This window comes from Streptomyces sp. NPDC005551, from assembly GCF_042871785.1.
In the GTDB taxonomy this organism is placed as follows: domain Bacteria; phylum Actinomycetota; class Actinomycetes; order Streptomycetales; family Streptomycetaceae; genus Streptomyces.
The window spans coordinates 858268-883723 of the sequence record NZ_JBIAJE010000002.1 but is presented as its reverse complement, the minus strand read 5'-3'; the positions used below and the strand labels follow the sequence as shown (position 1 = coordinate 883723).

The 25456-nt window shown below is 72.9% G+C and carries 20 protein-coding genes and 1 other RNA gene; 16 read left to right on the top strand and 5 right to left on the bottom strand.

Annotation, left to right across the window (positions count from 1 at the left end; translation table 11 throughout):
* Positions 1-269: 269 nt before the first annotated feature.
* Positions 270-3782: an FHA domain-containing protein gene (locus ACFYP4_RS08045; RefSeq protein WP_388783735.1), complete on the bottom strand. Its 3513-nt coding sequence runs from the start codon at positions 3780-3782 to the stop codon at positions 270-272.
* Between the two features lie 459 nt (positions 3783-4241).
* Between ACFYP4_RS08045 and ACFYP4_RS08040 the strand changes: the two genes are divergently transcribed.
* From ACFYP4_RS08040 to ACFYP4_RS08025, 4 genes are all read left to right on the top strand, one after another.
* On the top strand, positions 4242-5939 hold the full coding sequence (locus ACFYP4_RS08040) for a serine/threonine-protein kinase (protein WP_388783732.1): 1698 nt from the start codon (positions 4242-4244) through the stop codon (positions 5937-5939).
* Positions 5940-6056: 117 nt separating this feature from the next.
* Positions 6057-7355 (top strand): serine/threonine-protein kinase, encoded by a 1299-nt coding sequence (locus tag ACFYP4_RS08035; protein WP_358853122.1) that lies wholly within the window; start codon positions 6057-6059, stop codon positions 7353-7355.
* Between the two features lie 396 nt (positions 7356-7751).
* Positions 7752-8858 (top strand): peptide chain release factor 2, encoded by a 1107-nt coding sequence (gene prfB, locus ACFYP4_RS08030; RefSeq protein WP_358853123.1) that lies wholly within the window; start codon positions 7752-7754, stop codon positions 8856-8858.
* A gap of 303 nt (positions 8859-9161) precedes the next feature.
* Positions 9162-9824, top strand: a complete 663-nt coding sequence (locus ACFYP4_RS08025) for a hypothetical protein (RefSeq protein ID WP_358853124.1) — start codon at positions 9162-9164, stop codon at positions 9822-9824.
* Between the two features lie 101 nt (positions 9825-9925).
* Here ACFYP4_RS08025 and ACFYP4_RS08020 read toward each other — a convergent pair whose 3' ends face one another.
* Entirely contained in the window at positions 9926-10108 is a 183-nt protein-coding gene (locus ACFYP4_RS08020; protein WP_358853125.1) for a hypothetical protein, read from the bottom strand.
* Positions 10109-10391: 283 nt separating this feature from the next.
* Here ACFYP4_RS08020 and ftsE point away from each other — a divergent pair, with 283 nt between their 5' ends.
* From ftsE to ACFYP4_RS07990, 6 genes are all read left to right on the top strand, one after another.
* A complete protein-coding gene (ftsE, locus tag ACFYP4_RS08015; protein ID WP_358853126.1) occupies positions 10392-11081 on the top strand; it encodes a cell division ATP-binding protein FtsE in 690 nt (229 codons plus the stop codon).
* Positions 11082-11110: 29 nt separating this feature from the next.
* Entirely contained in the window at positions 11111-12031 is a 921-nt protein-coding gene (ftsX, locus tag ACFYP4_RS08010) for a permease-like cell division protein FtsX (protein ID WP_358853127.1), read from the top strand.
* A 68-nt stretch (positions 12032-12099) separates the two neighbouring features.
* Entirely contained in the window at positions 12100-13266 is a 1167-nt protein-coding gene (locus tag ACFYP4_RS08005; protein ID WP_388783726.1) for a S41 family peptidase, read from the top strand.
* A gap of 82 nt (positions 13267-13348) precedes the next feature.
* Positions 13349-13885 (top strand): SsrA-binding protein SmpB, encoded by a 537-nt coding sequence (gene smpB, locus ACFYP4_RS08000; RefSeq protein WP_358853129.1) that lies wholly within the window; start codon positions 13349-13351, stop codon positions 13883-13885.
* Positions 13886-13997: 112 nt separating this feature from the next.
* Positions 13998-14386, top strand: a transfer-messenger RNA (tmRNA) gene (gene ssrA / locus ACFYP4_RS07995).
* Positions 14387-14539: 153 nt separating this feature from the next.
* Entirely contained in the window at positions 14540-15520 is a 981-nt protein-coding gene (locus tag ACFYP4_RS07990; protein WP_358853130.1) for a PHB depolymerase family esterase, read from the top strand.
* A gap of 256 nt (positions 15521-15776) precedes the next feature.
* Here the strand turns inward: ACFYP4_RS07990 and ACFYP4_RS07985 are convergent, their stop codons facing one another.
* Positions 15777-16784: a LacI family DNA-binding transcriptional regulator gene (locus tag ACFYP4_RS07985; protein ID WP_358853131.1), complete on the bottom strand. Its 1008-nt coding sequence runs from the start codon at positions 16782-16784 to the stop codon at positions 15777-15779.
* Positions 16785-17024: 240 nt separating this feature from the next.
* Positions 17025-18356: an MFS transporter gene (locus ACFYP4_RS07980; protein ID WP_358853132.1), complete on the bottom strand. Its 1332-nt coding sequence runs from the start codon at positions 18354-18356 to the stop codon at positions 17025-17027.
* Positions 18357-18440: 84 nt separating this feature from the next.
* On the opposite strand from ACFYP4_RS07980, the gene ACFYP4_RS07975 reads away from it, so the two are divergent.
* From ACFYP4_RS07975 to ACFYP4_RS07965, 3 genes are all read left to right on the top strand, one after another.
* The gene (locus ACFYP4_RS07975) at positions 18441-19424 is read left to right on the top strand and encodes a LysR family transcriptional regulator (protein WP_388783722.1); all 984 of its coding nucleotides are present in this window, start codon (positions 18441-18443) and stop codon (positions 19422-19424) included.
* Positions 19425-19916: 492 nt separating this feature from the next.
* Positions 19917-21299: a nitrate/nitrite transporter gene (locus tag ACFYP4_RS07970; protein ID WP_358853134.1), complete on the top strand. Its 1383-nt coding sequence runs from the start codon at positions 19917-19919 to the stop codon at positions 21297-21299.
* 114 nt (positions 21300-21413) lie between these two features.
* Positions 21414-22565 carry a uroporphyrinogen-III synthase gene (locus ACFYP4_RS07965; protein ID WP_358853135.1) on the top strand — a complete coding sequence of 384 codons (1152 nt, stop codon included), beginning with the start codon at positions 21414-21416 and terminating at the stop codon, positions 22563-22565.
* Here the strand turns inward: ACFYP4_RS07965 and ACFYP4_RS07960 are convergent.
* Complete coding sequence (locus ACFYP4_RS07960; RefSeq protein WP_358853136.1) at positions 22514-23089, bottom strand: anthrone oxygenase family protein; 576 nt, start codon at positions 23087-23089, stop codon at positions 22514-22516. The genes ACFYP4_RS07965 and ACFYP4_RS07960 overlap by 52 nt on opposite strands.
* A 163-nt stretch (positions 23090-23252) precedes the next feature.
* On the opposite strand from ACFYP4_RS07960, the gene ACFYP4_RS07955 reads away from it, so the two are divergent.
* The 3 genes from ACFYP4_RS07955 to ACFYP4_RS07945 all read left to right on the top strand — a co-directional run bounded on the left by ACFYP4_RS07955 (position 23253) and on the right by ACFYP4_RS07945 (position 25359).
* Entirely contained in the window at positions 23253-23840 is a 588-nt protein-coding gene (locus tag ACFYP4_RS07955) for a CGNR zinc finger domain-containing protein (RefSeq protein ID WP_388783718.1), read from the top strand.
* Positions 23841-23926: 86 nt separating this feature from the next.
* Positions 23927-24547: a sigma-70 family RNA polymerase sigma factor gene (locus ACFYP4_RS07950; protein WP_358853138.1), complete on the top strand. Its 621-nt coding sequence runs from the start codon at positions 23927-23929 to the stop codon at positions 24545-24547.
* Positions 24544-25359, top strand: coding sequence for a zf-HC2 domain-containing protein (locus ACFYP4_RS07945; RefSeq protein ID WP_358853139.1), 816 nt, complete (start codon positions 24544-24546; stop codon positions 25357-25359). The genes ACFYP4_RS07950 and ACFYP4_RS07945 overlap by 4 nt, the downstream gene beginning before the upstream one ends.
* The last annotated feature ends 97 nt before the right edge of the window (positions 25360-25456 follow it).

The following is a 25456-nucleotide window of genomic DNA, read 5'->3' as shown; positions in this document are numbered from 1 at the left end:
GTCGGGGCCGCGCCGGTGCGTCCGCCCTTCGCCGGCCGGGCGTGAGACCCCGTCACACGGGCGGACGACACTCAACGCCCGGTCCGCGAGAGGCATCTGACGTACCGGCACGTCCTCTTCGGCCGGATGGCGGTTACGGCACTTCAGTCCGGCCGGGGGTGATTTCAGCCCCCGCGGCGCGGGGGACGAGGCCGCAGGCCGATAGGGGGCCCGGGGACGGGCAGGGGGAGGAAACGCCTGTCCCCGGGCGCGTGGGCCCGGGGACCCCGTCACAGGAGCGAGGGGACCTCCGTGGCGGAGACCGAACGCGCCGCCCGCTCCAGCGCACTGGCGAGCAGCGCGAGGTCGGTGGGACCGTTGCCCAGCTCCCGCACGGGCCGCCGCGCCGGCGGATCCCCCATCCGCTGCCACTCCAGCGGCACCACCGTCGGCCGAAGCGTCGCCGTACGGGGAATCCGCCCCGTCACCCGCCCGCCCTGGAAGGGCGTGACCCTCCCGTCCGCCCCGGACACCCGGCCCCGCCCCGGCGCCGGTTCGTCCGGCCCCGGCGTGGGCACGTCCAGCGTGACGCGCAGCGCCGCCGTACGCGCCAGCTCCGTGTCCGTCACCCGCCCGCACATCCCGGTCGTCGCCACGAGGTGCACCCCGAGCCGCTCGCCCTCCCGGGCCACGGCCTCCAACGCCCGTACGACGGAACCCGCCGAGGGCCGGCCCGGCGAACCCAGCGCGGGCGACAGCAGGGAGTCCAGGTCGTCGACCAGCACCACGAGCCGGGCCAGCGGCGGCCCCGGCTCCGTACGCCGCCGCGCCGCCGCCGGGCGCAGCCGGATCGTCGACGTGGTGGGACTGTCGAGATCCCCGGTGCCGGACGAACCGTCCGCCGAGCGCTGGGCGACCAGACGGCCGGACACCTCGCGGTTCGTGTGCCACTCGGCGAAGTCCTGCCGGCCGAGCAGCTCGGCCCGCCGCTTCAGCTCGGCGCTCAGCGACTGGGCGAACTCCCGCATCCGCACCGGGTCGTTGGCGGTCAGGTGGGTGGAGACGTGCGGAAGGTCCGTACAGGCGGCGAGACCTTCGGCGGGCCCGCTGCCGCCCTTGCCGCCCGTGTGGTCCCGCCCGTCCATCAGGACGATGCCCAGCCGGTCGGGCCGCTCCGCCGCGGCGAGCGACGCGGCGATCGACCGCAGCAGTTCCGTACGGCCGCTGCCCGGGGGGCCCTCGATCAGCAGGTGCGGGCCCTCGGCGGCGAGGTCGACGCAGACCGGTCCGCGCGGGCCGGCTCCGAGCACCGCACGCGCGCGGCCGCCGAGCGCCTGCGTGTCGTCCGCCGCGTCCGCCCAACGCGCCAGCAGGGAGGCGGGCGTGGCCCGAGCGAGCCCCAACTCGTCCAGCAGACGGGCCGCCTGGGGCAGCGGAGCGGACACGCGCGCGTGCCGGTCCCCGGTGCCGTCCGTGCGCAACGGCGCCAGCGCCCGTGCGAACCGCTCGGCCCACGCCGCCGACACCGCGTCCACCGCGGCCACCGTCCCGTGTCCGACGAAGTCAGGGCCCGGAGCGCCCTGCGGGCGGGACCGGCCGCCGCCGGAAGCGGACGGGCGCTCGCGCCCGCCGTCGGCGGGGCGGCCGTCCCGGGCGGGCGCCGTCCGGGACGTGTCGGGCGCGCTCGCGCGGAGCTCCGGGGGCGGGCCGGCCGGGGCCACCCGCATCAGCCGCAGGGCCGTGGCCACGTCGCCGCTGAGCAGGGCGACGGCACCGCACTCCCGGAAACCGGGCGCCGCCTCGCAGGCCGCCTCGTACGTCTCCGTCACCGGTGAGGCCGGCGACGCCGCCGCGGTCTCGGCGAGGCACACCACGTGGATCCCGGCCTGCGCGCCCTCCCGCGCCAGCCGCACCACGGCGTCCCGCACCCCCGCGCCGCCCGGGTCGCCGTCCACCACGAGGACCGTGTACGGCCCCGGGAAGCCCTCCTCCGGGTCCTCCCGGGCCCACGAGGGACGCCGGGCCCCTCCGCGGACGGGGCCGGGCGCCGCCGCGCCCCGGCCGCGGCCGCCGCCCGCGGCCGTGCTCCCGGCCTCCGTCAGATGGTCCTCCAGGCGGCGCAGCAGTTCGTCCGCGCGCGCGATCGCCTGGTCGCGGTCGTAGGCGAGGAGGAGACGGCAGTCCTGGCCGTGGGTGGGGCGGACATGCGGCAGCCAGCCGAGCCAGGACCACTCGGAGGTACGTTCCTCCACGGTCCGCGCACGGTCCGTGCTGAGCAGGACGATCTCCAGAGCGTCGGGGGAGTGCAGCGCGGCGAGCTGGGCGACGACCGCGCGGGCCAGCCCCGCCAGCCGCGCCCGGGGACCGGCCAGGCCCAGCGAGCCGACCTCGCGCAGCCCGGCCGTCACGGGCACCGCGGGCAGCAGGCCGGAGCCGCCCGGTGCGGCGCGGTCGGCCGTCCCCAGCCGGACCGTGAGCATCTCCGGGTGTCCCGGCTCGCGCTCCCACAGCCGCAGCCCCGGGCCGAGCGCCGTGAGCAGCAGCGTCGCGGGATCCGGCCACGTGTCCGGCAGCTGCGCGGGGGCCGGGAGAAGGCCGGCCGGCTCGGCGTCCTGAGCGCCGTACGCGTCCCGGCCGGGCTCCCACGGCTCGTCGCGGGCGCCGGTCAGCCTGCGTGCCCAGGCGGAGAGGCCGCGCCTGCGGATGCCGGGCGGTACGTCGGTGCCACGGGTGGGCGTGCCCTTGCGCGTGCCCGGGTCCGGCGCGCCGTCCTCAGGACCGCCCGCACCGGCGGCCGTCGCCCGTCCCGGGGCCGCCTCGCCGCGTCCGCGGGTGTCGCCGTCCCGGTCGGGCACCGGCCCGCCGGGGGAGTCCGGACGCCTGCTCTCCGTCCGGGGTGCCCGCCCCTGGCCGGGGACGACGGGCGGTGCGGCGGACGCGTGCTCCTGGGCGCCCGGGAGGCCGCCGGCCGATCCCCATCCCGCGGAGCCGTAGCCGTGATGGGTGTCTCCCGCGGGGGCGAACCGGCCGGTGCCCGCGTCCGTGCGGGTGCCCGTGGCGGCGGTCTCGGTGCCGCCGCCCACGCGCGCGTGGGGCACGGCGGCCGTCGGTCCCGGCCCCTGGGTCCGGCCCGCGGCACCGGGCGGGCCGCTCGCCCCGGCGGCGCTCACCCGCACGTGCCCCTCGCCGTCGGGAGCCGTCGGGACGGCACCCACCCCGGCGGCCGGGGCCAGCCGCAGCGCCGACTCGCCGACCCGCAGCAGGGCCCCGGCCCCGAACCGCACCGGACGCTCGCCCACCCGGGTGCCGTCCAGCGTCGTGCCGTTCGTGGAGCCGAGGTCGGCGACCGCGACACGGCCGTCCGGCGAGACCGTCACCGCGCAGTGCAGGCGGGAGACGTCCGGGTCGTCCAGCGGGACGTCCGCGTCGGCCGAACGGCCGATGTGGATCCGGCCGCCGTGCAGCAGGTGGACACCGCCCGCGTCGGGACCCGCGACCACGTGCAGCTGGGCCGCGACGTCGGTCTCGTCGGGCCCGGGCTCGGCGGGAGCGCCCAGCGACAGCACGGCGCCGTCGGTCAGCGGCGGCTCGCCCAGCGTGCAGCGCTGCGCGTCGAGCCGCTCGGAACCGGCGTACAGGACGAGCGGAGCGTCCCCTCCCGCGAGAGCCGAGGCCAGTCCGGACTGCACCGCGGCCAGCGCCGTCCCGGCGGGCGCGGTGACCAGCACATCGCAGGCGGCGGCTCGCCCCCGCGGCTCCGAGGGCGGGCCCAGCGGGTCTACGACGGTCAGCCGGATCTGCATCGCCGTCCGGGGTCCCTTCCGCGCAAGCACCCGCGACGAGAAGGACGAGACTGCGCTGCGGTCCCCCACCGCAGACTCCCCCACCGCGCACGGGCGCGTCGGCCAGTACTGGAGGCATCCTCGCACCTGCCGCCGACAACACGCCCGGTACCCACGAACAAGTGATCTTGATTGGTCGGCTCTGCCCGCAAAAGTGCCTGACCAGTGCGCGGCCGGAACCCGCTTTGAGATCGGTCACGTCCGGGGGGCGGCAACCAATGGACCGAAGTGAGCGTCTTCCCTCCGGACACGAGCAGGAGTGCCCGCCGCACGCCCGGAACGGCGTCCGCGCGGGACGCGAAGCACAGCATGACGACAGCCCGGTCCCACGTTCCACGGCACTACAGTGGGTCGGAACACCCCGAGCACGGTGGTCGACGGTGGACGGACCAGTCAAGCAAGCAGCAGGGAGCGCATGACGTGCGGCCGGTAGGGAGCAAGTACCTCCTTGAGGAGCCGCTGGGACGCGGCGCCACAGGCACCGTCTGGCGCGCCCGCCAGAGGGAGACCGCGGGTGCGGAGGCGGCGGTCGCCGGGCAGCCCGGCGAGACCGTCGCGATCAAGGTCCTCAAGGAGGAGCTCGCCGGCGACCCGGACATCGTGATGCGGTTCCTGCGGGAGCGCTCCGTCCTGCTCCGCCTCACCCACCCGAACATCGTCCGGGTCCGCGACCTGGTCGTCGAGGGCGAACTGCTGGCGCTGGTCATGGACCTCGTCGACGGCCCCGACCTGCACCGCTACCTCCGCGAGAACGGACCCTTCTCGCCGGTCGCCGCCGCCCTCCTCACCGCACAGGTGGCCGACGCGCTCGCCGCCAGCCACGCCGACGGCGTCGTGCACCGCGACCTCAAGCCCGCGAACGTCCTGCTCAAGCAGGACGGGGGCGGGATGCACCCGATGCTCACCGACTTCGGCATCGCCCGGCTGGCCGATTCGCCCGGCCTCACCCGCACGCACGAATTCGTCGGCACGCCCGCGTACGTCGCGCCCGAGTCCGCGGAGGGCCGCCCCCAGACGTCCGCCGTCGACATCTACGGCGCCGGGATCCTGCTCTACGAGCTGGTGACCGGGCGCCCGCCCTTCTCCGGGGGGTCCGCCCTCGAAGTGCTGCACCAGCACCTCAGCGCCGAGCCCCGCCGGCCGTCGACCGTCCCGGACCCGCTGTGGACCGTCATCGAGCGCTGCCTGCGCAAGAACCCGGACGAGCGGCCGAGCGCCGAGAACCTGGCCCACGGGCTGCGCACGGTCGCCCACGGCGTCGGCGTGCACGCGAGCGCCGCGCAGATCGCCGCCGCCGACGGGGTCGGCGCGCTGCTCGCGCCGGATCCGGCCCCCGCGCCGGTACCGGACACCCCCGGAGCCGCCGACGCGACACAGGTGCTGCCGCACGGCGCCGGCGCCTACGACCCGAACGGCGCGACCAGCGTCCTGCCGCACACCTCGGGCGACGCCGACCCGACGTCCGTGCTGCCCCACCGCGGCGCCGCCGATCCCACCGCCGTGCTGCCGCCCGTGCCGCCGCACCAGCAGGGAGGGCCCGGCGGGCCCCAGGACCCGCATCCCTGGCAGAGCCAGCTGCGCGCCGCCCGCGACCGCAACGAACAGACGCAGGTCCAGTCGTATCTCGACCCGAACGAGGACCCGCTGCGCCGGCGCCCCCAGCGGCAGGTCGCCCGGCCGCAGCAGCAGCCCCAGCAGCAGCGCCCCCAGCAGCCACCCCAGGGGCAGCAGGGGCATCGGGGCCGGCAGGCGCAGCAGCAGCCCGGGTACGGGTATCCGCAGCAGCAGCCCCAGCAGTACGCGCCGCAGCGACAGCAGCAGCCGCAGCGGTACGCGCCCGCGCCTCAGCAGCCGCAGCAGCCGCAGCAGCCCGCGCCCCGGCAGCCGCGCGAGCCACGGCCGCGCAGCGCCAACCCGATGAAGATCCCCGGGCTCGGTTGCCTCAAGGGGTGCCTGTTCACGGTCGTCATCCTGTTCGTCGCCGGGTGGCTGGTCTGGGAGCTGAGCCCCCTTCAGGAGTGGATCGGGACGACGAAGGGCTACTGGGAGCAGCTGAGCGACTGGTTCGACACCGTGAGCGGGTGGATCGGGGACCTGGGAGCCAAGACCGGGCAGTAGCCCGGGCGGCCACTCTGGGGATTTGTCGACACCTGAGGGGTGATTTCCGTCTCCGCGGTGAAGGTTGGCTCTTCCGGCGCGTAGTTTTAACGACAACACGCGTCTGTAGGAGCAGCCTTGGCACGGAAGATCGGGAGCCGGTACACCGCGAACCAGATTCTGGGGCGGGGAAGCGCCGGCACGGTGTGGCTGGGTGAGGGTCCCGAAGGGCCCGTCGCCATCAAGCTGCTGCGCGAGGACCTCGCGTCCGACCAGGAGCTGGTGGGGCGCTTCGTCCAGGAGCGCACGGCGCTCCTGGGGCTCGACCATCCCCACGTGGTCGCGGTGCGCGACCTCGTCGTGGACGGCAACGACCTCGCGCTCGTCATGGACCTCGTCCGCGGCACCGATCTGCGGACCCGGCTCGACCGCGAGCGGCGGCTGGCCCCGGAGGCCGCGGTCGCCATCGTCGCGGACGTCGCGGACGGGCTCGCCGCCGCGCACGCGGCCGGTGTCGTCCACCGGGACGTCAAGCCGGAGAACGTCCTGCTCGACATGCAGGGGCCCCTCGGGCCCGGCGGTGCCCATCCCGCGCTGCTGACGGACTTCGGGGTGGCCAAGCTCATCGACTCACCGCGGCGGACCCGGGCGACGAAGATCATCGGCACGCCGGACTATCTCGCCCCGGAGATCATCGAGGGGCTGCCGCCGCGGGCCGCCGTCGACATCTACGCGCTCGCGACGGTGCTGTACGAGCTGCTGGCCGGCTTCACCCCCTTCGGGGGCGGGCATCCGGGCGCGGTGCTGCGGCGGCACGTCACGGAGCGGGTGGTGCCGCTGCCCGGTATCCCCGACGAGCTGTGGCAGCTGATCGTGCAGTGTCTGGCCAAGGCTCCGGCGTCCCGGTTGCGGGCGTCCGAGCTGGGGGCGCGGCTGCGGGAGCAGCTGCCGCTGCTGGCCGGGATGCCGCCGCTGGACGTCGACGAGCCCGACGCGGAGTCGGAGGCGGAGGCGGAGTCCGAGGCGGAGGGCGGCGAGGGCTCCCGGCGGCCCGGATACGGGGAGACGGCCGAGGCCGTCGTGGGACGCGAGAGCGAGCGGGGGCGAGGCCGGGTACGGCGGGGGGCGGTGCCGCTGGTGCCGGGGGCCGCGCCGGACTCGAACCGGGATACGCACACGTCGATGCGGGTGCCGGGGCCGGACGAACTGGCGGGGGGCGCGCGGGGGACGGCGCGGGCGCCGCGGGCCGCGGGGGCGCCGCGGCCGGGGTCGGCCCGGCATCGGGCGTCCGCCCGGCGGCGGAGGATCACCCTGGGGGTGGCGGCGGTCGCGTTGCTCGCCGCGGTGGGAGTGGGGACGTGGGTCGCCACGTCGGATGACGGCGCGGGAGCCACGCCCCGCGACGACAAGGAGACGTCGGCTCCGGCTTCGCCGTGACTGTCCTGGGCGTCGGGCGTGCCATGACCGGGTAGGTCGCGCTCGCTCCGGTGGGGCGTCTTGGGTCCGGTGGGCCGGGCTCGCTCCGGTGGGGCGCCATTCCGCGGTGGGTGGGTCGGGGCCGTGCCGGTACATCCGCCCGTCGCAGGCCGGGCGTGCTCGTGGGTCACGGGGTGGACGGGGTTCTCTGCCCGGCCAGCAACGGGCATTTGATGTACCGGCACGGCCCCTTCCGTGCGAGGGCGGGTGCGGGTCGTTCCGGCTGCGGCGCGGGCGGCTCCTGGCAGCGCCGGGTGCCCGGGGAACCGGGGCGGGCCGCCCTGGTCGGGCGGTGCTCCCCGGCGTCCGGGGGGTCGAGGCGATGGGGTCGGTTGGCGTAGCCGTTACGCTGGAGGCGTGGCAGTCGTCGATGTATCCGAAGAGCTCAAGTCCCTCTCCTCGACCATGGAGTCGATCGAGGCCGTCCTGGACCTCGACAAGATGAGGGCAGATGTCGCCGTGCTCGAGGAGCAGGCGGCCGCGCCGTCCCTGTGGGACGACCCGGACGCGGCGCAGAAGATCACCAGCAAGCTGAGCCACCTCCAGGCGGAGGTCCGCAAGGCGGAGGCCCTGCGCAGCAGGATCGACGACCTGAGCATCCTCTTCCAGATGGCGGAGGAGGAGGACGACTCGGACACCCGCGCCGAGGCGGAGACCGAGCTCACCGCGGTCAAGAAGGCGCTGGACGAGATGGAGGTCCGTACGCTGCTCTCGGGCGAGTACGACTCCCGTGAGGCCGTCGTCACCATCCGCGCCGAGGCCGGCGGCGTCGACGCCTCCGACTTCACCGAGAAGCTCCAGCGCATGTACCTGCGCTGGGCGGAGCGGCACGGCTACAAGACGGAGCTCTACGAGACCTCGTACGCGGAAGAGGCCGGCATCAAGTCGACCACCTTCGCCGTCCACGTGCCGTACGCCTACGGCACGCTGTCCGTGGAGCAGGGCACGCACCGCCTGGTGCGGATCTCGCCCTTCGACAACCAGGGACGCCGGCAGACCTCGTTCGCCGGTGTCGAGATCCTGCCGGTGGTCGAGCAGACCGACCACATCGAGATCGACGAGTCCGAGCTCCGGGTGGACGTGTACCGGTCGTCGGGTCCCGGCGGCCAGGGCGTCAACACGACCGACTCCGCGGTCCGCCTGACCCACCTCCCCACCGGCATCGTGGTCTCCTGCCAGAACGAGCGCTCGCAGATCCAGAACAAGGCGTCCGCGATGAACGTCCTGCAGGCCAAGCTGCTCGAGCGGCGCCGGCAGGAGGAGCAGGCCAAGATGGACGCCCTCAAGGGCGACGGCGGCAACTCCTGGGGCAACCAGATGCGTTCGTACGTCCTGCACCCGTACCAGATGGTCAAGGACCTGCGGACCGAGCACGAAGTAGGCAATCCCGAGGCCGTGTTCAACGGTGAGATCGACGGATTCCTCGAGGCCGGAATTCGCTGGCGCAAGCAGCAGGAGAAGTAAGCGGGCGAATTCACGCTGCTTTGTCGACAAGGCAACTGCCGTTCTCCGGACGGCAGTTGCCTTGTGTGTGTGGGTTGTCTGGGTTTTACGTCACAGTCACATGTCCGCACGGCAGGCAAATGCCGTTCATCCGGACATCGCGTACGCAACGACCTTGACGTTGCTATGAAAAGTGGGAATGGTGACGCGTGGCATGCGTATGTTCGGGGTGCATGTGAACCGGGGGGCTTCGAAAGGCCGCCTGTGACGCCGTGGCCCCGTGCGCTGCTCCACTGACGATGAGCTACTGGGGGTAGCAGGCAGATGACCAAGAAGACGCGGATCCGCGTGGCGCGGATAGCCGCCGGTGCGGTGATCGCAGCCGGTGCTTCGCTGACCGCCGCGGGGGCCGCCTCGGCCCTCGACGTCGGCGTGAACGTCGCCGGCCTGAACGTGGGCGCCTCGGCCGACGGCGACGGTGTCGGCGTGAACGTCGACGGCGACGACCCGACGCCGCCGGTCCCGACGCCGTCCGACACAGGGCTTCCGACCGTCGACCCGACTCCGACGGTCGTGCCGCCCACCGAGGAACCGCCGGAGCCCTCCACCGAGCCCACCGAGCCGACCGACCCCACCGAGCCGGGCAACGGCAACGGCGGCGGTAACGGCAACGGTGGCGGTAACGGCAACGGCGGCGGCAACGGCGGCAACGGCGGCGGCGGCGACAGCACCGGCGGCAACGACACCGACCCGGACGGCGGCTCCAGGCCCGTCGAGCAGGGTGAGGGCTCCTCTGCCCTGACCGACACCGGCTCGGACACCTCCTCCGACACCTCGGCGCAGGGCGAGAGCGACGGCGAGCTGGCCGAGACGGGCGCGGGACAGACCGCGTTCCTGCTGGTCGGCGCCGCCACGATGATCGCCGGCGGTATCGGCTTCCGGATGCTCCCGCGCCTCGCGGGCGGCCGCGGCGGTGCCGCAGCCTGACGCACGACCGCGTGGGACACGCGTGAGAAGGGCCCGGAGCCAACGGCTCCGGGCCCTCCCGTGTCACGGTGCCGGGAACGTCGTCCCCGGTCCTGCGAGCCCTAGTGGGTCAGCAGCGCCACCGCGGCGATCAGCACGGCAAGCAGTGCGATCAGTGCCATCGGGTTCATTCCGGCGAAGGGGCTCTCCTGCTGGAGACGCTCCCGGTTCGCGCGGCAGACGTGGCAGCGGCCCTCGCTCACGGGCGACGCGCAGTTCGCGCACACCAATCGGTCGTACGTCATGCGCCGGCCCTCCTTGCGCTGTCTCTCCGCGTGTATAACGCTGCGGGGAACGCGACCGTTCCCCCTCCACTGTGCCAGGTTCCGGGGATTTCGGCGCGGCTCGCCCTGTCCTGCCCGGTCCTGGCGGGATCGAAGCCCGTTCCCGGCCTGAAGCTGCCCCTCCGGACCATCAGATCCGGGACAAAAAGTGCAAGCTTCGCGCAACCGTGTTCGCCGACTGCGCTCGCGCACCCGGTTCGCGTATGGTCACGCACACCTACCCCCGGCGACCCGTGGTGCATCCGTGATCCGATTCGACAACGTCTCCAAGGTCTACCCCAAGCAGACCCGGCCCGCTCTCAGGGATGTCTCCCTGGAGGTCGAACGCGGCGAGTTCGTGTTCCTCGTGGGGTCCTCCGGCTCCGGGAAGTCCACCTTCCTTCGGCTGGTGCTCCGCGAGGAGCGGGCCAGCCACGGTCAGGTGCACGTCCTGGGCAAGGACCTCGCGCGCCTCTCCAACTGGAAAGTGCCGCACATGCGGCGCCAGCTGGGGACCGTCTTCCAGGACTTCCGTCTCCTGCCGAACAAGACGGTCGCCGAGAACGTCGCCTTCGCGCAGGAGGTCATCGGCAAGTCGCGCGGCGAGATCCGCAAGTCCGTGCCCCAGGTGCTCGACCTCGTCGGACTGGGCGGCAAGGAGGACCGCAGGCCCGGCGAGCTCTCGGGCGGTGAGCAGCAGCGTGTGGCCATCGCGCGCGCCTTCGTCAACCGGCCGAAGCTCCTCATCGCCGACGAGCCGACCGGAAACCTCGACCCGCAGACCTCCGTCGGCATCATGAAACTGCTCGACCGCATCAACCGCACGGGCACGACCGTGGTGATGGCGACCCACGACCAGAACATCGTGGACCAGATGCGCAAGCGCGTCATCGAGCTGGAGCAGGGCCGTCTCGTCCGCGACCAGGCGCGCGGCGTCTACGGCTACCAGCACTGACGATCCACGGAAAGGCTCAAACGAACGCCATGCGCGCCCAGTTCGTTCTGTCGGAGATCGGTGTCGGTCTCCGTCGCAATCTGACGATGACCTTCGCGGTCATCGTCTCGGTCGCCCTCTCCCTCGCCCTGTTCGGCGGTTCGCTCCTGATGAGCGATCAGGTGAACACGATGAAGGGCTACTGGTACGACAAGGTCAACGTCTCCATCTACTTCTGCAACAAGAGCGACGCGGAGTCCGACCCCCACTGCGCCAAGGGTGCGGTCACCGCTGAGCAGAAGGAACAGGTCAAGGCCGACCTGGACAAGATGTCGACCCTCGTGGAGAAGGTCACCTACGAGTCCAAGGACGAGGCCTACAAGCACTACAAGGAGCAGTTCAGCGACTCCCCGCTGGCCGCTTCCCTCACGCCGGACCAGATGCAGGAGTCGTACCGCATCAAGCTGAAGGACCCGGAGAAGTACCAGGTCATCGCGACCGCCTTCGACGGCCGTGCCGGAGTGCAGTCCGTCCAGGACCAGAAGAGCACCCTCGACAACCTCTTCGAGCTGCTGAACGGCATGAACTGGGCCGCCCGCGCGGTCATGGCGATGATGCTCGTCGTCGCCCTGATGCTGATCGTCAACACGGTGCGCGTCTCGGCGTTCAGCCGCCGCCGAGAGACCGGCATCATGCGGCTGGTGGGCGCGTCCGGCTTCTACATCCAGGCGCCGTTCATCATGGAGGCCGCGGTCGCCGGGCTCATCGGCGGCGGTGTGGCGTGCGGCTTCCTCGTGGTCGCCCGGTACTTCATCATCGACCACGGCGTGGCCCTGTCGGAGAAGCTGAATCTGATCGACTTCATCGGCTGGGACGCGGTGTTCACCAAACTGCCGCTCATCCTCGCGACGAGTCTGGTGATGCCCGCGTTGGCCGCGTTCTTCGCGTTGCGCAAGTACCTGAAGGTGTGACACATGCCAAGAGGGCCGTGCTGCCAACGGGCGGTACGGCCCTCTCGCGTTGTCCTAGACTCACCGGCATGTCAGGTCGTGACCTGTTCTGTCAGCCCCGCCGCATCGGCCGCGGGGCCGCCCTGACGTTGGTCTTCGCCGGAGTCCTCGCCGCCGGCGCCGCGACCGGATCCCTCCCCGAGCACGGCCGGAAAACTCCGTCCGCCGCGGCGCGGCCGCAGCCGGCCGGCCACCGCGAGGACGTCACCCGGGCCGCCGCCGAGGCCATGGCCGACGGCAAGTCGCCCAAGGAGGCCGCCGAACGCGCGGTCAGCCGCAGCGGGGACCGCTGGAGCGCCGTCTACTCCCAGGGGGAGTACGAGGAGTTCGAAGAGGCCCTCGACGGCGAGTACACCGGCGTCGGGCTGTGGGCCAGGCGCGAGCGGGACGGCCGTATCCAGGTGTCCCGCGTGCGCAGCGGCTCGCCCGCCGCCACCGCCGGGATCCGCAAGGGCGACCGGCTGCGCAGCGTGGACGGCCGCGCGGTCGAGGGCCGCCCGGTGACGGAGGTCGTCTCGCTGCTGCGCGGGGACACCGAGGACGCCTCCGCGGGCACCGAGGTCTCCGTGGGCCTCGAACGCGGCACGCGCGCGTGGAGCGAGACGCTGCGCCGGGCCCGGCTGTCCACGGACTCCGTGACGGTGCACCGGCTCTCCGGCGGTGTCACCGTGATCAAGGTCGCCGCCTTCACCAAGGGCTCGGGAGAGCGGGTGCGCTCCGCGGTCGCCGCGGCGCCGCGGCGGGCCGGCGCCGTCCTCGACCTGCGGGGCAACTCCGGAGGCCTGGTCACCGAGGCCGTCACCGCCGCCTCCGCCTTCCTCGACGGCGGCCTGGTCGCGACGTACGACGTGCGCGGCGCGCAGCGCGCCCTGCACGCCGATCCGGGCGGCGACACCGACCGGCCCCTGGTGACACTCGTCGACGGCGGCACGATGAGCGCCGCGGAACTCCTCACGGGCGCCCTCCAGGACCGCGGCCGGGCGGTCGTCGTGGGCTCAAGGACCTTCGGCAAGGGCTCGGTCCAGTTGCCGAGCCGGCTCCCCGACGGCTCGGTCGCCGAGCTGACCGTCGGGCACTACCGGACCCCCGCGGGACGCACCGTCGACGGTCGCGGCATCACCCCTGACCTGGAGGCGGACGACGAGGCCGTCCGCCGCGCGGTGACCGTACTGAGCGGGCTCGGCGACCCTTCGTAGCGGGGCGGGGGACGGCCGCCGAAATCCGGTTCCCCCGCAGCCCCCCTGTAGTGCGAAAATGGCCAGCACTATGGCCAAGGGAATGTACGTACCGAAAGAGTCCCAGCAGAAGCAGGGCAGCCAGGGAGCGGCCGGCAGGCCCAAGGACGGCAAGAAGAAGATCGTCGCGCAGAACAAGAAGGCGCGGCACGACTACGCGATCGTCGACACCTACGAGGCGGGCCTCGTGCTGACCGGCACCGAGGTGAAGTCGCTGCGGCAGGGGCGGGCGTCGCTCACCGACGGCTTCGTCCAGATCGACGGCAACGAGGCGTGGCTGCACAACGCCCACATCCCGGAGTACAGCCAGGGCACCTGGACCAACCACACGGTGCGCCGCAAGCGCAAGCTGCTGCTGCACCGCGAGGAGATCGACAAGCTGGAGTCGAAGTCGCAGGAGACGGGTCACACGATCGTGCCCCTGGCGTTGTACTTCAAGGACGGGCGCGCGAAGGCCGAGATCGCGCTGGCCCGCGGCAAGAAGGAGTACGACAAGCGCCAGACGCTGCGGGAGAAGCAGGACCGGCGGGAGTCGGACCGGGCGATCGCGGCGGCCAAGCGCAAGCAGCGCGCCCAGTAACGGGCCCGCCGCGGGGAATGCGCTGGCATCGCGGTGCGTCGGTCACGTACGATGGCACTGCACCTCACAGCGGGTGCGTGGACCGCGAGGTCCGGCTTTGAAAAATCAACATGGGGATGATCGGTTTCGACAGCGGCTGTCGAAGCAGGGGAAGCGAGCCGAGGAAGCGGCAATGATCTCGTTAACCATATGTCGCAACAAATAATCGCCAATTCCAAGAGCGATTCCCAGTCCTTCGCCCTCGCTGCCTAATAAGCAGTGAGTGAAGGACCCTTAATGGGTGTCAGCCCGGGAGTGTTCCCGACCCGGATCCTGGCATAATCTAGGGAACTAAACCATCGGGCCCGGTCACGGGGTCCGATGGGAAATCAAACAGTGACTGAGCCCGTCGGAGACTTGTTCGCGTGATCTCCGGGGCTGAGAAAATCGCAGCGAACTGCGCTCGGAGAAGCCCTGATTCTGCACCGTTGGACGCGGGTTCGATTCCCGCCATCTCCACCACCCCATGTTTGTGACACAGTGACGAAGGCCCGTTGCCCCGGCAGCGGGCCTTCGTCATGCCGCTTTCCCGGGGCCGGGCACCAGTCGCGGGGCCTTGGTTGTGGTGTCGCACCCCATATCCGAGGGTCGTTCACGCTTCTACCGTCCCTCTCCATGACGCAGACCAGAGCCGCATCACCCCCTCTCGTCCTAGTGGCCGTGCTGGCCGCCCTCCTCTCCGTCCTGCTGGCGCCCGTGAAAGCCTCGGCGGCCTCCCTCCAGGAAGTTACGGGCTTCGGGTCGAATCCCGGAGCGCTGAAGATGTACCGCTACGTTCCCGAAGGCCTGCCCGCCGGTCGGCCCGTCGTCGTCGCCATGCACGGCTGCACGCAGAACGCCGCCGGGTACGGCACCGGCAGCGGCTGGCTCCGGCTCGCCGACCGCTGGGGCTTCTCCGTCGTGCTGCCGCAGCAGCAGAGCGCCAACAACCCCTCGTCCTGCTTCGACTGGTTCCAGAGCGGTGACATCGGGCGCGGTCAGGGCGAGGCCGCGTCCGTCGCGCAGATGGTGGACCGGCAGCTCGCCGACGTGTCGGGCGACGCCGCGCGCGTGTACGTCACCGGACTGTCCGCGGGCGGCGGGATGACCACCGTGATGATGGCGGCGTATCCCGAGAAGTTCGCCGCGGGCGGCGTCGTCGCGGGCCTGCCGTACGGCTGCGCGCAGGCCGCCGGTTCGCCGTACGTGTGCATGTACGTCGGTGCCACCCAGACCGCGCGGCAGTGGGGCGACCGGGTGCGGGCCGCGCGGCCCGGCCACAGCGGGCCCTGGCCGGCGCTGACCGTGCTCCAGGGCACCGCCGACTACACGGTGAAGCCCGTCAACATGACCGACCTGATGAAGCAGTGGACCGACGTCCACGGCGCCGACCAGACGGCGGACGCCGCCGACACCGTCGCCGGCTACCCGCACCAGGTCTTCCGCGACGGCGCGGGCCGCACGGTCGTGGAGACGTACGGCATCACCGGGATGGGACACGGGCAGCCCGTCGACCCGGGCACCGGGAGCGCGCAGTGCGGGACGGCGGGGGCGTACCTCCTCGATGTGAACCTGTGTGCCGCCCATGCGCTCGGGCACGCGTGGGGGCTCGGCTGAGACGCGGCACCCCGTCGGGCTACCGCCTTCGGGGTGCTGCCGAGGCGGGAGGAGACCCGTAGACACATGCGCGAGACGCGTCGCTTCCCGCGCACGGCTGTGGAGTCGGGGCGCCGTGCCGGTCCTGGCGGTGGCGGCCTCGGCTGGAGCGCACCCACGGGCGCGCTCCAGGAACGCGGCGGTGCCCGTGGCGCGAGCCCCCCCCGCTGATCCTCCCCGCGCCGCAATGAGCGCGGCGGGCCGGGCGACAGCCGCGTCACGGGGCCGCCCGGCGGGCCGTACTGGAGCGTTCCGTCAGCCGGGGCGCCAGCAGGGTTGCCGCCGGGACGGCCGCGCCGCGCAGCTTTCTCATCAGCAGGTCCACGGCGCCGGTGGCCACCTCGGCCACCGGGACGGGTACGCAGGTGAGGGGCACCCGGGTCCGCTCGGCCGCCTCGTCCGGGCAGATCGCGGTCACCGAGAGATCGCCTGGGATCCGCAGCCCGAGCGTCTCGAAGGCGTCGGTCAGGGGCTCCAGGACCGCCTCGTTGTGCACCACCACGCCGGTGAGGGAGGGCCGTTCCCGCAGCAGCCGCTCCGCCAGGGCGCGGGCGGCGGCGGGCGCTGCCTCGCACGGGTGCACCGAGGACGACAGCCCGTGCCGGTCGGCCGCGGCGGTGAAACCCGATACGACGCGCCGCGCGAACCCCGTCTCCCGCGCGTACACCTCGGGCGGGGGCCCGACCAGTGCCACGACCCGGTGCCCGAGCCCTGCCAGATGCTCGACGCAGATCTCGCCGGCCGCTCGGAAGTCCAGGTCGACGCAGGTGAAGCCGTCGGCCGCGGCCGGAAATCCGATCAGTACCGAGGGCCGGTCCAGGGTCCGCAGCAGCGGCAGCCGTCCGTCGCGCAGCTGGACGTCCATCACGATCAGTGCGTCCACCAGTGCGGTGTCCGCGACCCGCCGCAGGCCCTCCTCACCCTCCTCCCGCGTCACCAGCAGCACGTCGTGGTCGTGCCGGCGCGCGGCCGTCACCACCGCCCCCGCGAACCGCATCACCGCGGGCACCTGAACGCCGGGCCGCAGCGGCACCACCAGCGCAAGCACCTTGCACGGGCTGCCGAGCACGCGGGCGCCCGCGTGCGGGCGGTAACCCAACTCGCGTACGGACGCCTCGACGCGCTGCCGGGTCGCCGCGGAGATCGGGCGCTTGCCGCTCAGGGCGTACGAGACGGTGCTGGCGGACACGCCGGCGTGCCGCGCCACATCGGTGATCCTGACCATCGGTGGGTCCCCGTTTCCGCTCCTGCTCCGGCCGGCCGCGGGAACGGGGGGTCCCGCCCCCGTCCTCGCCCGCATCGCGCGTCCGTCCCCGCCGTTCCGGGGGACGGGACCCTGTCGAAGCGCTTCGACGGGGGAAGGTATGTGGGGGGCGTGGGCACGTCAATGGGATGGGCGGGATTCGCCCGGCGGTCCGACGGGCCGGACGGCGTCCGGGCGGTTGGGTCCCGGCCGGCCGTGCTGTCAGAGGCCGTCTCCCTCTCGTACCGCCCCCGTCGTCGCGATCAGCAGCGCGAGGGCGGCCCCGGCGACCGGCACTCCGAAGGCCGCCGTGGCCGACGCGTGCTCCACCGCCCAGCCTCCCGCGGCCGAGCCGCACGCGATGCCTCCGAGAAGGCCCGTCACCGCCAGCGTCATGCCCTCGTTCAGCCGTCCCCCGGGCGTGCGGCCCTGGACGAGGGCCATGCCGGTGATCATCGTCGGAGCGGTGGCCTGCCCGGCGACGAACAGGGCGGCGGCGAGGACCGGGAGGGAGCCGGTCAGGGACGCGGCGGCCGGCGGCAGGGTGAGCAGCGCGGTCATGGCGGCCAGGCACCACGGGTACCGGCGCCCGGCAGGACCGCCCGGCTTCAGCGCCCCGTACAGCAGGCCGGCGGCGCAGGAACCGGCCGCCTGCAGGGCGAGGATCACCCCGGCGGCGGACCGGTGACCGCGTGCCTCCGCGAACGCGATCGTGACGATCTCCATCGAGCCGAAGACGGCACCGACGGCCAGGAACGTGAGAAGCAGCGGGACCATGCCGGGCGCACGCAGCAAAGACACGCCACCCGTGCCCGCACCCCGTCGCGGCGGCGGCTCGGTGGAGCGCTGGGCGGCGAAGATCAGGACGCCGGTCACCAGCAGGACGGCGCCGGTCAGCGTGCCGGCCTCCGGGAAGAACGTCCCGCACAGCAAGGCCGCGAGCACCGGGCCGAGCATGAAACACAGCTCGTCCGCGGCCTGTTCGAAGGAGTTCGCGGTGTGCAGCGCCGCGGCGTCGCCGTCGAGGAGGTGGGCCCAGCGAGCGCGCGACATGCCGCCGGTGTTGGGTGTCGTGGCGGTGGCGGCGTACGCGGCGAACAGGGTCCAGGCCGGCGCGTCCAGTCGGACGCAGAGCAGCAGCACGAGTGAGCCGAGCGCGGCGAACACCGTCGCGGGGACGGCGACCCGGGCCTGCCCGTACCGGTCCACGAGCCGCGCCGTCCACGGGGCGACCACCGCCGTCGCGGCCAGACCGGTGGCCGTGACGGCACCGGCCAGCGCGTACGACCCGCGCGAGCCGGCGATCATGACGACCGCGCTGACGCTGAACATGCCCATGGGCAGGCGGGCGAGCAGGTTCCCCGCCGTGAAGGCGCGGGCGCCGGGCACGGCGAGGAGCCGGCGGTAGGGGTTGCGCGGGGGGATCTTCCGCCCCGGGCCGTCCTCCGGCCGCGCGGAACGCCGGCGGCGCGGGCCGAAGTCGGCGACGACCAGGGTGTCCCCGGTGACGGTGAACAGGAGCGGGGGAGGCCCCTCGGAGGGCGGTTGCGGCATGGATCAACGGTCGCCCGCGGGGCCGGCGGCGGTCCAACACCTATTTCGGTGGTGATTGACGCACCCCGGTTGTAAGTTCACCCGATGCCCGCCGACCCCCGCCTGCTGCGCGCCTTCCTGGCCGTCGCCGAAGAACTCCACTTCACCCGCGCCGCGTCCCGCCTCCACGTCGCCCAGCAGGCGCTGAGCCGCGACGTCCGCCGCCTGGAGCGCGAGCTGGGGTCGGAGCTGTTCGCCCGGACGACCCGGCAGGTGACCCTGACGTCCGACGGGGTCCGGCTGCTGCCGTACGCGCGCCGGGTCGTCGAGGCGCAGGACGCGCTGCTGTCCGCCTTCGGCCGGGGCGGTCCCGCGCGGCAGCGGTCCGCGCCGGAAGCACCCCTGCTCGTCGACATCAACTCGGCGGGTCTCATCTCCGGCCTCGTCCTCGACCGTGCCCGCGAACTCGCCCCGGACAGTGAGCTGATGGCCCGTTTCGAGAGCGGTCTGACGGGCGCGGCCCAGGAGATGCTCGCCGGGCGGCTCGACGCGTCGTTCGGGCGCTTCGCCGGCCTCGACCCGGCGGTACGGGCGCGCCTGGAACAGCAGCCCGTCCGGTACGAGCCGATGGCCGTCGTCCTGCCCGCGGACCACCGCCTCGCCGCTCTGGACGCGGTGCCGCTGGACGCACTCGCGGGCGAGACGGTGTACGCGGGCGCGGGCAACCCCAGGACGCTGGAGTGGACCGACCTCGCCGTCCGGCTGTTCGACGGACGCGGGATCGAGGTGGCGTCGCCCGCGCCGGTGGCCATCGGCGCCGAGGAGTTCCGGCGGGTGATGGCCAGGACCCGGACCCCCGTTCTCGCCGTGGTGGACTTTCCGGCCATGCCGGAGTCGGTGCTGCGGCCGCTCGTCGATCCCGTGCCGCTGTCACCCGTATCGCTCGTGTGGCGAAAGGGGCTGGTGCATTCGGGGCTCGACGCGCTGCGTCGCGCGGCCCGCGAACTGGCCGGCGAGAAAGGGTGGTTGCACCGCCCGGCTCATGGATGGATTCCGGCCACCGATGCGCTCATCATGAAGTGCCATTGATGACTCAGCGCTCACGGGTGTCACCCGTGTGCGCTGAGTCATGGCCCGGGCGCCGTGTGACACGCGGTCGGCGGCTGCCTCGCGTGCTTCGGGTGGGTGGAGGACCTGGCGGCCGGTCGCGCACCCCGGCTCCGGCCGGACGGCTCCCCGCGCAAGCGGGCCGGAAGCCACCGCGGCTGACTACAGCTCCCGCCGCACCGAGGGTCAGGCCCGCCGCACCGAGGGTCAGGCCCGCCGCACCGAGGGTCAGGCCCGCCGCACCGACGGCCAGGCCCGCCGTGACGACGGCCAGGCCCGCCGTGACGGCAGGCCCGGGCCCGCCGTAAGCCACCCGCCCGGCCGTGCCGCCGGGCCTCACCGCCGTGTCCGGCCGTGCGTGAGAGCAACGTTCCCTTCCGGTCACCCACAGCCACAGTCCGGAAACGCGCTATCCCTACCTTCAGGAGTCGTCACCCGTACGACACCTGAGCACCGGAGAACCGTGGAGGCGTCATGACAGCCCCGAGCACAGCCCCCGCACTGAGCAGGGGAGGCCGCTGGATCGACGAGTGGGACCCCGAGGACGAGACCTTCTGGAAGGAGACGGGTGAGAAGGTCGCCCGGCGGAACCTGCTCTTCTCCGTGCTGTCCGAGCACATCGGGTTCTCGATCTGGACCATGTGGTCCGTGCTGGTGCTGTTCATGGGCCCGGAGTACGGCCTGACCCCCGCCGACAAGTTCCTGCTCACGTCGGTGGTGACCCTGGTCGGTGCCGTCGTCCGGGTGCCGTACACCTTCGCGGTGGCGATCTTCGGCGGACGGAACTGGACGATCGTGTCGGCGAGCCTGCTGCTCATCCCGACGATCGCCGCGTTCGTCGTCATGGAACCGGGGACCTCCTTCTCCACCTTCCTGCTCATCGGCCTGCTCGCGGGCATCGGCGGCGGCAACTTCGCCTCCAGCATGACCAACATCAACGCGTTCTTCCCGCTGCGGAAGAAGGGCTGGGCGCTCGGCCTCAACGCCGGCGGCGGCAACATCGGCGTGCCGGTGATCCAGCTCGTGGCCCTCGCGATCATCGGGGCGGGCGGCGGGCCGCGGGTCCTGCTCGGCATCTACATCCCGCTCATCCTCGTCGCCGCCGCCCTCGCCGCCGTCTACATGGACAACATCTCGTCGGTGAAGAACGACACCGGCGCCGCCAGGGACGCCGCGAAGGACCGCCACACCTGGATCATGGCGTTCCTCTACATCGGGACGTTCGGCTCGTTCATCGGCTACAGCTTCGCGTTCGGCCAGGTGCTGCAGAACCAGTTCGGGCGCACTCCGCTGGAGGCGGCCTACGTCACCTTCATCGGCCCGCTGCTCGGCTCGCTGATCCGGCCCGTCGGCGGCTGGCTCGCCGACCGGTACGGCGGCTCGAAGATCACGCTGTGGAACTTCGTCGCGATGGCCGCCGCGACCTCCGTCATCATCGTCGCCTCGATGCAGAAGTCGCTGCCGCTGTTCACCGTCGCCTTCATCGCGCTGTTCGTGCTCAGCGGCCTCGGCAACGGGTCGACGTACAAGATGATCCCCGGCATCTTCCAGAACAAGGCCCTCGCCCGGGGCCTGACCGGTGAGGCGGCCGCCGCGTACGGCCGGCGGCTGTCCGGGGCCTCCATGGGGCTCATCGGCGCGGTCGGCGCGCTCGGCGGCGTCGCCATCAACCTCGCCTTCCGCCAGTCCTTCCTCTCCTACGGCTCAGGAACGGGCGCGTTCGTCTCCTTCCTGGCCTTCTACGGGGTCTGCTTCGCGGTCACCTGGGCCGTATACCTTCGACGTCCGGCCGGCACCCGGACCTCCACGGCGGCGGCCTCGGACACGAACGCGCAGCTCAGCTACGCCGAAGTGTGACGTTACACGCGCGACACGCGGCTGATCCGAGCCTGTCACGGGGCGTTGACAGGCTCGGGCCAGCCGCGAACCGCACGACGACTCGAGCGCACGACGAGAGCCGGGACGAAAGCCATGTACGACGAACAGCAGCGACCAGACCACGGCCCCCTCGCCGGGTTCACCGTGGGCGTGACGGCCGCACGTCGGGCCGACGAACTGGGGGCCCTGCTCCAGCGCCGCGGCGCCCTCGTGGTGCACGCGCCCGCCCTGCGCATCGTGCCGCTCGCCGACGACAGCGAACTGCTCACCGCCACCAAGGAACTGCTCGACGAGGCGCCGGACGTCGTGGTCGCCACCACCGCCATCGGATTCCGGGGGTGGGTCGAGGCCGCCGACGGATGGGGACTCGGCGAGGACCTGCTGGCGCGGCTGCGCGGGGTGGAGCTGCTCGCCCGCGGTCCCAAGGTCAAGGGCGCGATCCGGGCCCAGGGACTGACCGAGGCGTGGTCGCCGTCCTCCGAGTCCATGGCGGAGGTGCTCGACCGGCTCCTCGACGAGGGCGTGGACGGGCGCCGTATCGCGATCCAGCTGCACGGCGAGCCGCTGCCCGGGTTCGTGGAGTCACTGCGGGCCGCGGGAGCCGAGGTGGTGGGCGTCCCGGTGTACCGGTGGATGCCGCCGGAGGACATCGGGCCCGTCGACCGGCTGCTCGACGCGACCGTCACCCGCGGTGTGGACGCGCTCACCTTCACCAGCGCGCCCGCCGCCGCGTCCCTGCTCTCCCGCGCCGAGGACCGCAACCTGCTGCCCGAACTCCTCGCCGCCCTCCACCACGACGTCCTGCCCGCCTGCGTGGGCCCCGTCACCGCCCTGCCGTTGCAGGCCCACGGCATCGACACCGTCCAGCCCGAGCGCTTCCGGCTCGGGCCCCTCGTCCAGCTGCTGTGCCAGGAACTCCCGGCTCGCGCCCGTACGTTGCCGGTCGCGGGCCACCGGGTGGAGATCCGCGGGCACGCGGTGCTGGTCGACGATGAGCTGCGGCCCGTGCCGCCCGCCGGGATGTCCCTGCTGCGGGCGCTCGCCCGGCGGCCCGGCTGGGTGGTCGCGCGGGCCGACCTGCTGCGCGCCCTGCCCGGCACGGGCCGTGACGAACACGCCGTGGAGACGGCGATGGCCCGGCTGCGGACCGCGCTCGGCGCGCCCAAGCTGATCCAGACGGTGGTCAAGCGCGGCTACCGGCTCGCGCTCGACCCGGCCGCGGACGCCAAGTACGCCGACTCCTGAGGTTCCCGGGGCCGCCCGGTCCGCCCGCACACGACGAGCGCCCGGACCAGGCAGCCCAGCGCGAGGGTGGACAGCAGCGCCCGTACGACGTTCCACGCCACCCAGGGGTCCTCAAACTCCTCGCGCACGGCGGCCGGATCGGCGATCCGCGCCGGTTCGCCGGCGTCCGCGAGACCGTTGTTGAGCGGGATGTTCGCGGCCACGGTCACGACGAGGGCGAGGACCACGGCGAGCAGCGCCGCCGCCACCCACACGCGGAGTCCCGGCCTGCCGCGCGACTGCCACGCGGACACCGCGGTGAGCAGCGGCGCGCCCAGGAAGCTCAGGAAGAACACGGGGTTCTGGATCACCTCGTTGATGTTCTGCATGACCTCGATGAAGACGCGGTCGTCGCTGCGGGCCAGCGCCGGCATCACGGCGCAGGCGAATATGTAGAAGACTCCGGCGCTCAGGCCCGTCGCGACCGCGGCCGCACCCAGCACTCCTGCGGCGGCCGTGTGCCGCCCCCCGTTGTTTCGTGTCATGACGGCCAGTCAACCGGCGCGGCCGGCCCGCGCCCATGGCCAAGGCGCGCGGGCGCATAAGCGGACGTCCAGCGCGGGGGTTCCCGCGGCGGCCGGGGAGAGGCACTGTAGGGGTACGGACCCCGCACCGACCCTCGCGGTAACCCAAGGCGGTGACAGGCACATGGCATCGGGCACGGCCACGGCCTCGTACGAGATGCGGTTCGACTCCGGGCGGATCTGCCTGGACCTGGTGGCGACCACCCATCCCGGGGAACGGCTCTGCTCGGCCGAGCGGTTGCGTGCCTGGATCGCCGGGTCGGGCCTGGTGCCGGCCGGCACACCGCTGGCGGCGGTCGACGAGGCCTGGCTCGCCGCCTGCCGCGAACTGCGGGCCGACATCGAGCGGTTGGTGGGCGCGGAGCTGGACGGCCGCCCCGCCGACGCGGCCCTCGCCCGGGTCAACGCGCGCGCCGAGCACCCGCCGCCCGTACCGCGCGCCGTGCGCGCGGAGGACGGGACGCTGCTGCGCCGGCTGCGTGGACCCCTGCTGCGCGCCGGTGTGCTGTCGGCGCTGTCCCGTGACGCGCTGGAGCTGCTCACCGACCCCGCCGCCCGGGCGGGTCTGCGGCGCTGCGAGGGCGACAACTGCCGGATCGTGTACCTGGACACGTCGCGGGGGCGCCGGCGCCGGTGGTGCTCCAGCGAGGTGTGCGGCAACCGGGAGAGAGTGGCCCGCCACCGGCGCCGGGCGGCGCTCGCCCGGACGTGAACTACCCTCCTGTCACATCCCTGCCAAGAAATTTGTGCGACCACTTTGAACACAGGCGTATCCGCGTCCGTACCCGGTGGTGAGCGATGGACTGGGGGACCCCGGTCGAATCGGGGACACCGGAGGTAGGCGTGCGTAAGGATTCCGCAGTGGCTGATGAACGCCCGCCAAGGGCACGACATCGTGCGTCCCAGCCCTCGGAACCGGACGAGGACCTGATGCGTGCGCTGTACCGGGAACACGCGGGCCCCCTGCTCGCATACGTGCTGAGGCTGGTGGCCGGTGACCGGCAACGGGCCGAGGACGTCGTGCAGGAGACGCTCATCCGTGCCTGGAAGAACGCCGGTCAGCTCAATCGAGCGACCGGTTCGGTACGCCCCTGGCTGGTGACGGTCGCCCGGCGCATCGTCATCGACGGCCACCGCAGCCGGCAGGCCCGGCCGCAGGAGGTCGACCCGTCGCCGCTGGAGGTCATCCCCGCGGAGGACGAGATCGACAAGGCGTTGTGGCTGATGACACTGTCTGACGCGCTGGACGACCTGACCCCTGCCCACAGGGAAGTCCTGGTCGAGACGTACTTCAAAGGGCGTACGGTCAATGAGGCGGCCGAGACGCTCGGCATCCCCAGCGGCACCGTGCGCTCCAGAGTTTTCTACGCACTGCGGTCGATGAAGCTGGCACTGGAGGAGCGGGGGGTGACGGCATGAGCATTTACGGGGGATTCGGAACGGGTAGTCCTGGATCCATGCAGGGATCACAAGGCCCTAACGAGCACGAGACCGTCGGCGCCTACGCGCTCGGCATCCTCGACGACGCGGAGGCGACCGCCTTCGAGGCGCACCTCGCCACCTGCGAATGGTGCGCCCAGCAGCTCGACGAGCTGGCCGGGATGGAACCGATGCTGGCGGCCCTGGCCGACCTGCCCGGCTCCCAGGGCACGCCGTCCATCGGCGAGTCCCTGTCCGCCCGCCCCGGCCCGCGGCTCGCGGAGCGGCTGGTCGACGAGGTCGCGGAGCGGCGCGCCCGCAAGCGCCGGCGGGGGATGTACCTGGTGGCGGCCGCGGCCGCGCTGATCATCGGCGGTCCGCTGACCGTGATGGCGGTCAGCGGGGGCAACGACGCCACGGGGAACCAGGCCGGGATGGCGCACCCGACCAGCCCCGCCAAGGCGGCCTTCCAGGTCATGAAGGACAAGTCCCAGGCCACCGACCCCGGCACCAAGGTCAACGCCGTGGTCGCGACGGAGCCGAAGCCCTGGGGCACGCACGCGGTCCTGGAACTCAAGAACGTCAAGGGCCCGCTCAAGTGCTCCCTCATCGCCGTCGGCAAGAACGGCGAGCGCGAGACCGTCACCTCCTGGTCGGTCCCGAAGTGGGGGTACGGCATCGACGACGCCAAGACGGAGCAGGCCCAGCAGCCGCTCTACGTGCACGGCGGCGCCGCCTTCGCCCCGGACGAGATCGACCACTTCGAGGTCATGACCTTCGACGGCAAGCGGCTCGTGGAAGTGGGCGTGTGACCCTCCCGCCACGGGACGCGTGAGCGAACCCGCGGCGGGACGTAGCCCGGCGGGCCCCCCTTCGCGTACGGTTGACGGCTGCCCAGCACGTCAGAAG